Origin of the sequence: Streptococcus sp. 27098_8_103 (assembly GCF_041432345.1) — a bacterium.
In the GTDB taxonomy this organism is placed as follows: domain Bacteria; phylum Bacillota; class Bacilli; order Lactobacillales; family Streptococcaceae; genus Streptococcus; species Streptococcus mitis_BV.
In genome coordinates, this window is record NZ_JAPVZK010000022.1 from 25898 (window position 1) to 34197 (window position 8300).

Annotated in this window: 10 protein-coding genes; all 10 read right to left on the reverse strand. The window is 39.0% G+C overall.

Annotation, left to right across the window (positions count from 1 at the left end; translation table 11 throughout):
• Positions 1–13: 13 nt before the first annotated feature.
• Complete coding sequence (locus O3599_RS07315; RefSeq protein ID WP_000442260.1) at positions 14–184, reverse strand: hypothetical protein; 171 nt, start codon at positions 182–184, stop codon at positions 14–16.
• A complete protein-coding gene (locus O3599_RS07320; protein ID WP_371512443.1) occupies positions 184–690 on the reverse strand; it encodes a dihydrofolate reductase in 507 nt (168 codons plus the stop codon). The genes O3599_RS07315 and O3599_RS07320 overlap by 1 nt, the downstream gene beginning before the upstream one ends.
• Positions 691–821: 131 nt before the next feature.
• Positions 822–1340 (reverse strand): DNA starvation/stationary phase protection protein, encoded by a 519-nt coding sequence (locus tag O3599_RS07325; RefSeq protein WP_000229882.1) that lies wholly within the window; start codon positions 1338–1340, stop codon positions 822–824.
• A gap of 232 nt (positions 1341–1572) precedes the next feature.
• Positions 1573–3150: a GH25 family lysozyme gene (lytC, locus tag O3599_RS07330; protein ID WP_247939565.1), complete on the reverse strand. Its 1578-nt coding sequence runs from the start codon at positions 3148–3150 to the stop codon at positions 1573–1575.
• Between the two features lie 34 nt (positions 3151–3184).
• Positions 3185–3943 (reverse strand): triose-phosphate isomerase, encoded by a 759-nt coding sequence (gene tpiA / locus O3599_RS07335; protein ID WP_000087893.1) that lies wholly within the window; start codon positions 3941–3943, stop codon positions 3185–3187.
• A gap of 97 nt (positions 3944–4040) precedes the next feature.
• On the reverse strand, positions 4041–4718 hold the full coding sequence (locus tag O3599_RS07340; RefSeq protein ID WP_247939566.1) for a DnaD domain-containing protein: 678 nt from the start codon (positions 4716–4718) through the stop codon (positions 4041–4043).
• An 8-nt stretch (positions 4719–4726) separates the two neighbouring features.
• Positions 4727–5671 carry a homoserine O-succinyltransferase gene (gene metA, locus O3599_RS07345; protein WP_247939567.1) on the reverse strand — a complete coding sequence of 315 codons (945 nt, stop codon included), beginning with the start codon at positions 5669–5671 and terminating at the stop codon, positions 4727–4729.
• Positions 5672–5853: 182 nt separating this feature from the next.
• A complete protein-coding gene (locus tag O3599_RS07350) occupies positions 5854–6366 on the reverse strand; it encodes an adenine phosphoribosyltransferase (RefSeq protein ID WP_020902089.1) in 513 nt (170 codons plus the stop codon).
• An 86-nt stretch (positions 6367–6452) separates the two neighbouring features.
• Positions 6453–7211 carry a class I SAM-dependent methyltransferase gene (locus O3599_RS07355; RefSeq protein WP_247939568.1) on the reverse strand — a complete coding sequence of 253 codons (759 nt, stop codon included), beginning with the start codon at positions 7209–7211 and terminating at the stop codon, positions 6453–6455.
• A gap of 459 nt (positions 7212–7670) precedes the next feature.
• A partial coding sequence (locus tag O3599_RS07360; RefSeq protein ID WP_371512447.1) for an LPXTG cell wall anchor domain-containing protein occupies positions 7671–8300 on the reverse strand: 630 nt, incomplete at its 5' end.

The window sequence follows — 8300 nt, forward strand, 5'->3', positions numbered from 1 at the left end:
ACTGTCATTCTATCTAAAATAAGGTCATGTAAAAAGCATGGATACTATTGACCAAATTGGTAAAGGCATTTAACCAGAGCAGGACAGAAAGTCCATAACGCTTTTTACGAAAAGCCTGTGCTCCTGCAAGCAAGCAGACCAAACACAGCATGGCTGTAAAAAAACCAAATATACTACGTTCCATTAGACTTCCTTTCTCTTGCGGTATTGGATGGTAAAATCATAAGGATTTTTCTCATCTTTGGTAAAGGATTTGCTTGAAACTGTCTCAAAAAGGGACAAGTCAAACTCTTCAGGGAAATAGGTATCTCCTTCCACCCGAGCATGAATTTGAGTCACAATCACTTCGTCAAGGTAGGGTTCAAAAGCCTGAAAAATCTGCTTTCCACCAATAATATAGAGATTGTTTTCTTGAGCCTGATGCCAGTCCAAGACAGACTGGACATCATAAAAAATAGTAACCCCGTCTATCTTTTCTTCTAGGTTACGAGTCAAAATCAAGGTCTCCCGTTTTGGAAGCAAGCGACGCCCCATCCCATCAAAGGTCACACGTCCCATCAAGATAGCATGATTCAGAGTTGTTTCTTTGAAGTGTTGCAGTTCTGCTGGTAAATGCCAAGGCAGACGATTGTCCTTACCAATCACACCCTCTTCATCCTGGGCCCAAATAGCTACGATTTTCTTAGTCATGCTTCCATCCTTTTCACTGATAGTACTATTTTATCAAAAAACTCAAAAAAAGACTGGTTTGGAATAGCTTACAGAATAGAAAAAAATCTGTAAGAGGCATCCTACAGATTTTTATATGATTATTCTATTTCTTACAAACCAGGTGCTTGTCCAAGTTCTGCGGCAAGCATCCAGATTGTTTTATCAGTTTCAGTTTTAGCATCTGTAAAGATACCGTTTGTCACATCGTCACCTTCTTCATCAGTAACATCCAAACCTTTTTGGAAGAGTTCTGACAAGTAACGGTAGATAGCAAGGACACGTTCCAAGCTTTCTTCAACATTACGGTATTCACCAGCTTCTTCTTCGATTTCACTGTTTTGAAGGAATTCTGTCAATGTAGAGAATGGGCTACCACCAAGTGTGATCAAACGCTCACTGATTTCATCCAATTGACCATCAAGAGCTTCCATATACTCATCCATTTTTGGATGCCATACAAGGAAACCACGACCACGCATGTACCAGTGCACTTGGTGCAAAGCAACGTGAGCTACATACAAATCAGCAACAGCTTGGTTCAATACTTCCTTTGTTTTTGCCAATGCTACTGGCGCTGCTTTTGTTAATGATGTTACGTCTTTTACTGCTTCTTTTTTCAATTCTACCATTTTATTTTACCTCATTCATTATTATTTGTAACCACTTCTTAATGATTACTACCTTAGTATACTACTAAGGAAAACCAATAGCAAGCCAAATGACTCACATGAGAAAAGTTGCAATAGACTGATAATTTAAGATTTTTTTAGAATAAAACCTAGTCACTTTCAAACTCTCTTAACAGCTATAAAATAAAGAAAAAGAGTATACAATTTGTAGGCTCTTTTCTCATTTTACATCTTAATACCAGACACTGACATCAACCTGTCCTCGTATCCCTTTAAGAGAGTCAGATGAAGTATATTGCCATCCTTTTTCTCCTGAATAATGAGGATTATTCCAATCAAGCGCATCCGTATAAGCTGCAACCCAGTTTACATGTTGTAAAATATTTGGATGATTCAAACGAGTTTGCAAAAGTTGACGATAGCTATAAACTTTCACGTTTTGATAACCAGCATGCTTCATGGTTTCCATATACTTATTGATAATTTTAACCCAAGTAGTTGTATCTGTCGGTGCTTTCTTAGATTTATTTTCATATTCCCAATTTTCAACATCATAGTAGATTGGATAAGACAAATTCATCTTGTATTTCTTCAAGAGTTCAATAGTCTGTTTGGCATCATTCTCAGCATCTGTTTCATTTTCGGCATAGGTATAAAGATAAACACCATAAGGAATGCCTAGTCGATTCAATTCTTGAATATTATAAGCCAATTCCTTATCTTCTACACCACTATATCCCAAGCGAACAATGACGCCATCAACTCCATTTTCCTGGATAACCTTTTTCCAATCACTAATGCGACCATTATGTTCACTGACATCAATAACCTTCTTAGCACGATCTGTTCCAACCTGTTCTTCACGATGGTTAAAGAAATAACGGTGGCCGTTTCGATAAACCCAACCAACATTCAAGGCTTTCTTTTCTTCCAGTTCCCCTGAATCGGCAAAAGTATAACGAGTATCGTCCATGATTAACTCACCAGTCGCCATAGCACCACTTTCAGTAAGATAGTAATTACCTTGCCACTCATCTTGAGCCATGTAGCCCCACTTCTTGAAATAGTACCACTTGCCATCAATCTTTTGCCACTGTTCATTAGCGTAAGAACCATCTGCCTTAAGATAGAACCAACTCTTATAATGATTATCGTAAAGCCATTCGTTTTGCATCATGGCACCTTGACCATTCAAGAAATAATTTCCTTGCCACTGACTTTTAGCCATAGAGCCCCATTTCTTGAAATAATACCATTTACCATTAATTTTCTGCCATTCTTGATTTGCATAAGAACCGTCTATCTTGAGGTAGAACCAGCTATTATAATTGTTATCGTAAACCCATTCATTTTTAGCCATGTAACCACCCACTTTGAGGTAATAGTTTCCATGCCATTCTTTTTGGGCATAACGACCATCTGATTTTATATAGAACCAACTACTGTAGCTAGTATCGAAAATCCACTCACTCTTCGCTTTGGAACCATCAGCTTTTACATAGAAATCTCCTTCCCAGTGTGCTGATGTTAAATTTGGCTTACTTTCTTCTTTCTGACTACTACTAGCTCGCGTCTCTTTTACTTCTTCCTTCTTCTCTTCTTCTTTTTGACTTGTAGTCGTTTCTGATTTCTTTTCTTCTACCTTGCTAGAAGAATCTTGAACTCTGCTTCCTTCCGAAGATGATTTCACTTCAGTTTCATTTGCAGCGACATGACTAACTGCCAAGCCCAGTAAACAGAGACTTGCTAATCCAATTTTTCCAATCTTGATTTTCAATCTTTCTTCTCCTATAAAAAATGGAACAGACATCTTGAATGCTGTTCCACCTAGCTTTTGCTACTGATTATTTTACAAAGTCAAGCAAAGCCAAGAAGCTTTCTGCTTCAAGTGACGCACCACCAACAAGGGCACCGTCAACGTCTGGGCAAGCCATGTATGAAGCAACGTTTTCAGGTTTAACAGAACCACCGTATTGAACACGAACTTTGTCTGCAACTTCTTGACCGAAGTCAGCAGCTACAACGTCACGAACAACTTTACACATTTTTTGTGCATCGTCTTGTGAAGCTGATTTACCAGTACCGATAGCCCAGATTGGCTCGTAAGCGATAACTGATGCAGCAACTTGTTCAGCAGTCAATCCAGCCAATGCAGCAGATACTTGAGCACCTACAAATTCAGCAGCTTTACCAGCTTCGTAAGTTTCAAGTGACTCACCACAACAGATGATTGGAAGCATACCGTTTGCAAAGATTGCTTTTGCTTTTTTGTTGATATCTTCGTCAGTTTCATGGAAGTAGTCACGGCGTTCTGAGTGACCGATAACAACATAGTCAGTACCGATTTCTTTCAAAACTTGTGGGCTAGTTTCACCAGTGAAAGCACCTGCATTTTCAAAGTAGCAGTTTTGAGCAGCAACTTTGAGGTTTGAACCTTTTGCAGCAGCAAGAACAGTTGTCAAATCAAGAGCTGGAGCTGCGATACCTGCTTCAACAAGATCTGATGAAGGAAGTTTTGATGCAACTGCTTCAACGAATGCTTTAGCTTCTTCTGGATTTTTGTTCATTTTCCAGTTACCAGCGATAAATGGTTTACGTGACATTTCACATACCTCTTTTTTCAATTTATTTTCTATTTATTTTATCACAATTAGACACAGCTTGCAAATCTTACTCGGATTTCAAGCCTGCTTCCAACGATTAATCCTTCCAGAGATCCATGGCATTTCTAAAATCTGCCGATACCTGTGTCAACTGAGGATTGCTTGCTTCTCTCTCTGCCCGTTTGGCCTCTATTTGAGCCACACTTTTGATACCTTCATGGCGCCAATTTCTCAAAATCGCCTGAATGTACTTCCAGTTTGATTTTCCATTCAAAACAGCTTCACGAAGAGCTTCCTTAATCAAGTCAGCACTGGTCCCATCTTCCTTTAGTGTCTTGATCAAATCCTCAATCTCAAAAGGAGTCAACAAGCGCCCTAATTCCTGCTGGAAAGTTTCCACCAAATCTTTGAGCTGGTTTTGAGGTGTCAACTGGTCTGAACTTGAATGAGCTGCTCCAAGCAAATTATCCAAACGTTCCAAAGCCAAACTAGCATCAAAAAGCAATTCGATTTCACCATTCAATTCTATCGTTCGATACTGAAGTAGTCCCCTCTCCGTCAGATTGGAAATAGCCTGATTGACATCCGAAATTTCCTTGCCAATCCTTTCAGCAATCTGGCTTGGGGACATTTCTTCTAAACCTGTCGTATTTTGCAAATAGAAAAATTGCCAGACCAGAAAATCGTCGCTAGAAGGAAAGAGTTCCTTAAAATGCAAGAGCAGGGCACTCGGTAAAACCAAGTTCCCTGATTTAAAAGCGTCTAAATATGTCATAATTCCTCTTATAAATACCCAAATGCAGATGCATCATCTTCTATTTTTCTCCAGTCAAAAGGCGTTTCCTGATAGACCGCATAATTCACCCAGTTACTGAAAAAGAGGGCTGCTGATGAAGACCAACAAAGACAAGGTGTCTGGTTGACATCGTCATCCTTAAAGTAATTTTCTGGAATATGAGGATCCAAACCTGCATCACGATCTCGGAAATATTCATTTGCCAAGGTATCACGGTCATATTCCAAATGCCCAAAACTATAAATTTCTCGTAAATCACGACTAGACAAAATCGAAACCCCAACCTGAGGTCCTTCCGATAAAATCTCGAGATTGGTCTTGTTTAAGACCTCTTCCTTAGAAATCTCCGTGTGACGAGAATGAGGGGATACATAGCTATCGTCAAAGCCTCTAAAGAGAAGGTGCCCCTCTTTTAAAGCATCCTGAGGATAGATACCCGATAACTTACTGTCCATCTGGTATTTTTCAACCCCATAACGCAGATAGAGTCCCGCCTGAGCACCCCAACAGATATGAAGGGTCGAATAGACATGGGTCTTGGACCATTCGATTACCTGACTGAATTCCTCCCAATAGTCCACTTCCTCAAATGGTAAATGCTCAACTGGAGCACCCGTGATTATCATCCCATCAAAATACTCGTCCTTAACTTCAGGAAAAATTTTATAAAAGGTTTCCATGTGCTCTGAACGAGTTGTTTTAGAACGGTGGGTCTCCATATAGAGAAAATCAATGTCCAATTGCAGGGGCGTATTAGCCAAATGGCGCAACAATTGGGTTTCTGTAACCATTTTCTGTGGCATGAGATTTAAAATTAAAATCTTCAAGGGACGGATATCTTGGTGGGCCGCACGTTGATCATCCATGACAAAGATATTCTCTGTCCGTAAAATCTCAACAGCTGGCAATTTTTTATCAATTCGAATCGGCATAACCCTCTCCTAGCTGTACTCTTTCAGGAATAATTGCATGTGTTTGAAGTCAAAACTCAAACACTTGTTCCCTTTATTATACTGCAAGAAGATATAGTTTTCAATTATAGTTTTTCTCTAACTAGATATAGTCTGTTTTTATATCCTAATGTAGAGAAAACAGCCCTAGGGACTGTTTTTCATTAATAATGCATAAGAACCTTGTAATCGTAGTCACCGATTTTTTCACGACCGTTCAAGTCATCCAATTCAACAAGGAAGGCACAACCTGCTACAACACCACCAAGTTTTTCAATCATCTCGATGGTTGCCTTAACAGTTCCACCTGTAGCCAAGAGGTCATCTACGATAAGAACACGTTGACCTGGCTTAATAGCGTCAGCATGCATAGTCAAGGTATCAACCCCGTACTCTTTTTCATAGTCAGCAGAAATGACTTCGCGTGGCAATTTACCTGGCTTACGAACAGGCGCGAAACCAATTCCCAACTCAAAGGCAACTGGACAGCCCACGATAAAACCACGAGCTTCAGGCCCTACGATCATGTCGATTTTCTTGTCAGTAGCATATTGAACGATTTCACGAACAGCGTAGCTATAAGCATTTCCATCAGCCATCAAAGGACTGATATCACGGAAGGTAATACCTTCCTTCGGATAATTTTCAATTGTTGCAATGTAATCTTTTAAATTCATCTTTTTCTTTCTTTCAAAGTTTTTTACTCTCTATTATAGCATATTTTTTAAGAAAGAAAAAAGGAAAAGTTAACTTCAATGATTATCTAACGATTTGACGATTTATGACTAGCCATAGCAATAAAGCCCAAGTTCTGTTTATTCTTATCAAACATTTTATACATCGTTAAAAACTGCTTTCTATTCTCCTTTTTACAAGCATTTATACAAATTTTCAAGGTTCCTAGCCAACCTTCGTCATAAATCATACCTGATAATTTCATTAATGTCATTTCACCAGTCAATACTTTCACATCACAATAACCTGATTCTATCATCACCTGTTCCCAACCATCTTGAGTTAAAGGACCTACATTTACATGAATTGCTTGCGACAGTTCCTGTCTGACAGACTCTTTAGCTTCCTTAAGAAGCACATCATGTGTCAAGAGAAGACCTCCAGGTTTTAAAACCCTTAGATACTCCATTACACATTTTTTCTTAGCTTGATCGGCTTGCATAGTCAGCATAGCTTCATTTATAACAATATCAAAACTAGCATCTTCATAAGGAAGTTTCATTGCATTCGCTCTTTCAAACCTAATCAAATGAGCAACACCTGCTGTTTCAGCAGATTTTTTAGCCACTTCTAAAGCTTGAGCATCCATATCAACAGCAGTTATCTTACAACCAAATCGCTGTGCCAACTCAATTGCTGTAGTACCTCTATTACATGCAACCTCTAGTATTCTCTTTTCTTTTGAAAATCCTCCTTCCGCAATTAACCAATCTGTGGCACGTTTCCCACCTGGGCGTAAGCGTTTTTTCCCCAGTTTTGCTAAAAATTTATGACCTGCTTCTGACATTTGAACACCTCTGTTTTTTCTTCATTATAACATAAAATAATATTATCTGACAATTCTAATCTATTATTTGATGAACTAGAATCAAAAGCATACAAGCCACCATGACTATAGCATAAATTTATTATTACCTCTCTAGTTCGAATTCAACTCCTCCCATCATTTACACATTCAGGTTACAACTACATATTTGGACTTTAGAGTTACTGGTACCCTTATCGACTATATACGCTTTACTATCACGTGCCTATTCGTAGAACCACGATTTCGCTATCCCTTCCTCTGCCGACTCTTATTTCCAGCGTCAGACTTGAGAATCGTTAACAGTTTTACTAGTAGATGATACCCACAATCCAGATATAGGACATGCTCGTTATACAGCAAAAAAGCTGACGAATCATTCGATTCATCAGCTTTAGAGATGATCTGCTCATTCCAAACAAATCATATCAATTAGAAAGCTTAATCTTCTTTCTTCTTGCGAGCTACAAGACCAAATCCGCTCAATACTCCGAGAAGTCCTAGTGCTGCAAGGCTAGCATTGTCTTCTGTACCAGTATTTGGCAATTCGCGTTTGCCTTCAACTTCTTTCACTGCTGTTGGCTGTACTGGTTGTGCTGGAGTTGCTGGTACTTCTGGTTTAGCTGGCTGTTCAGGCATTGCTGGAGTAGCTGGCTCTACCGGCTGTACTGGTTTTTGAGATTGAATCTTACGGTAAACATTACGAACATTTCCATTTGCGTCTGTTTCCGTACGGACTAGTTCATAATTTTCTAATGGTTTTCCTGGATGTGAACCATTTTCATCCGGAATGATTAATACTCCTTTTTCGTCTACATAAGTTGTGATGACTTTGTATTCAAATGGTGTTGGAGTAGGCGTTGGTGTAGGTGTTGGTGTAGGTGTTGGAGTTTTAACTTTTTCGTATACGTGTTCAACATCTCCATTTGGTAGTTTCTTAGTCTCTACGAATCTGTATCCTGGAATGTCTTTCTTATCAACTGTTCCTGGTTCACTTGGATATTTAGGAATTTCGTTTCCTTCTTTATCCTTGAATGATGTCTTAACTTTTTCGTAGATATGTTCTGTATC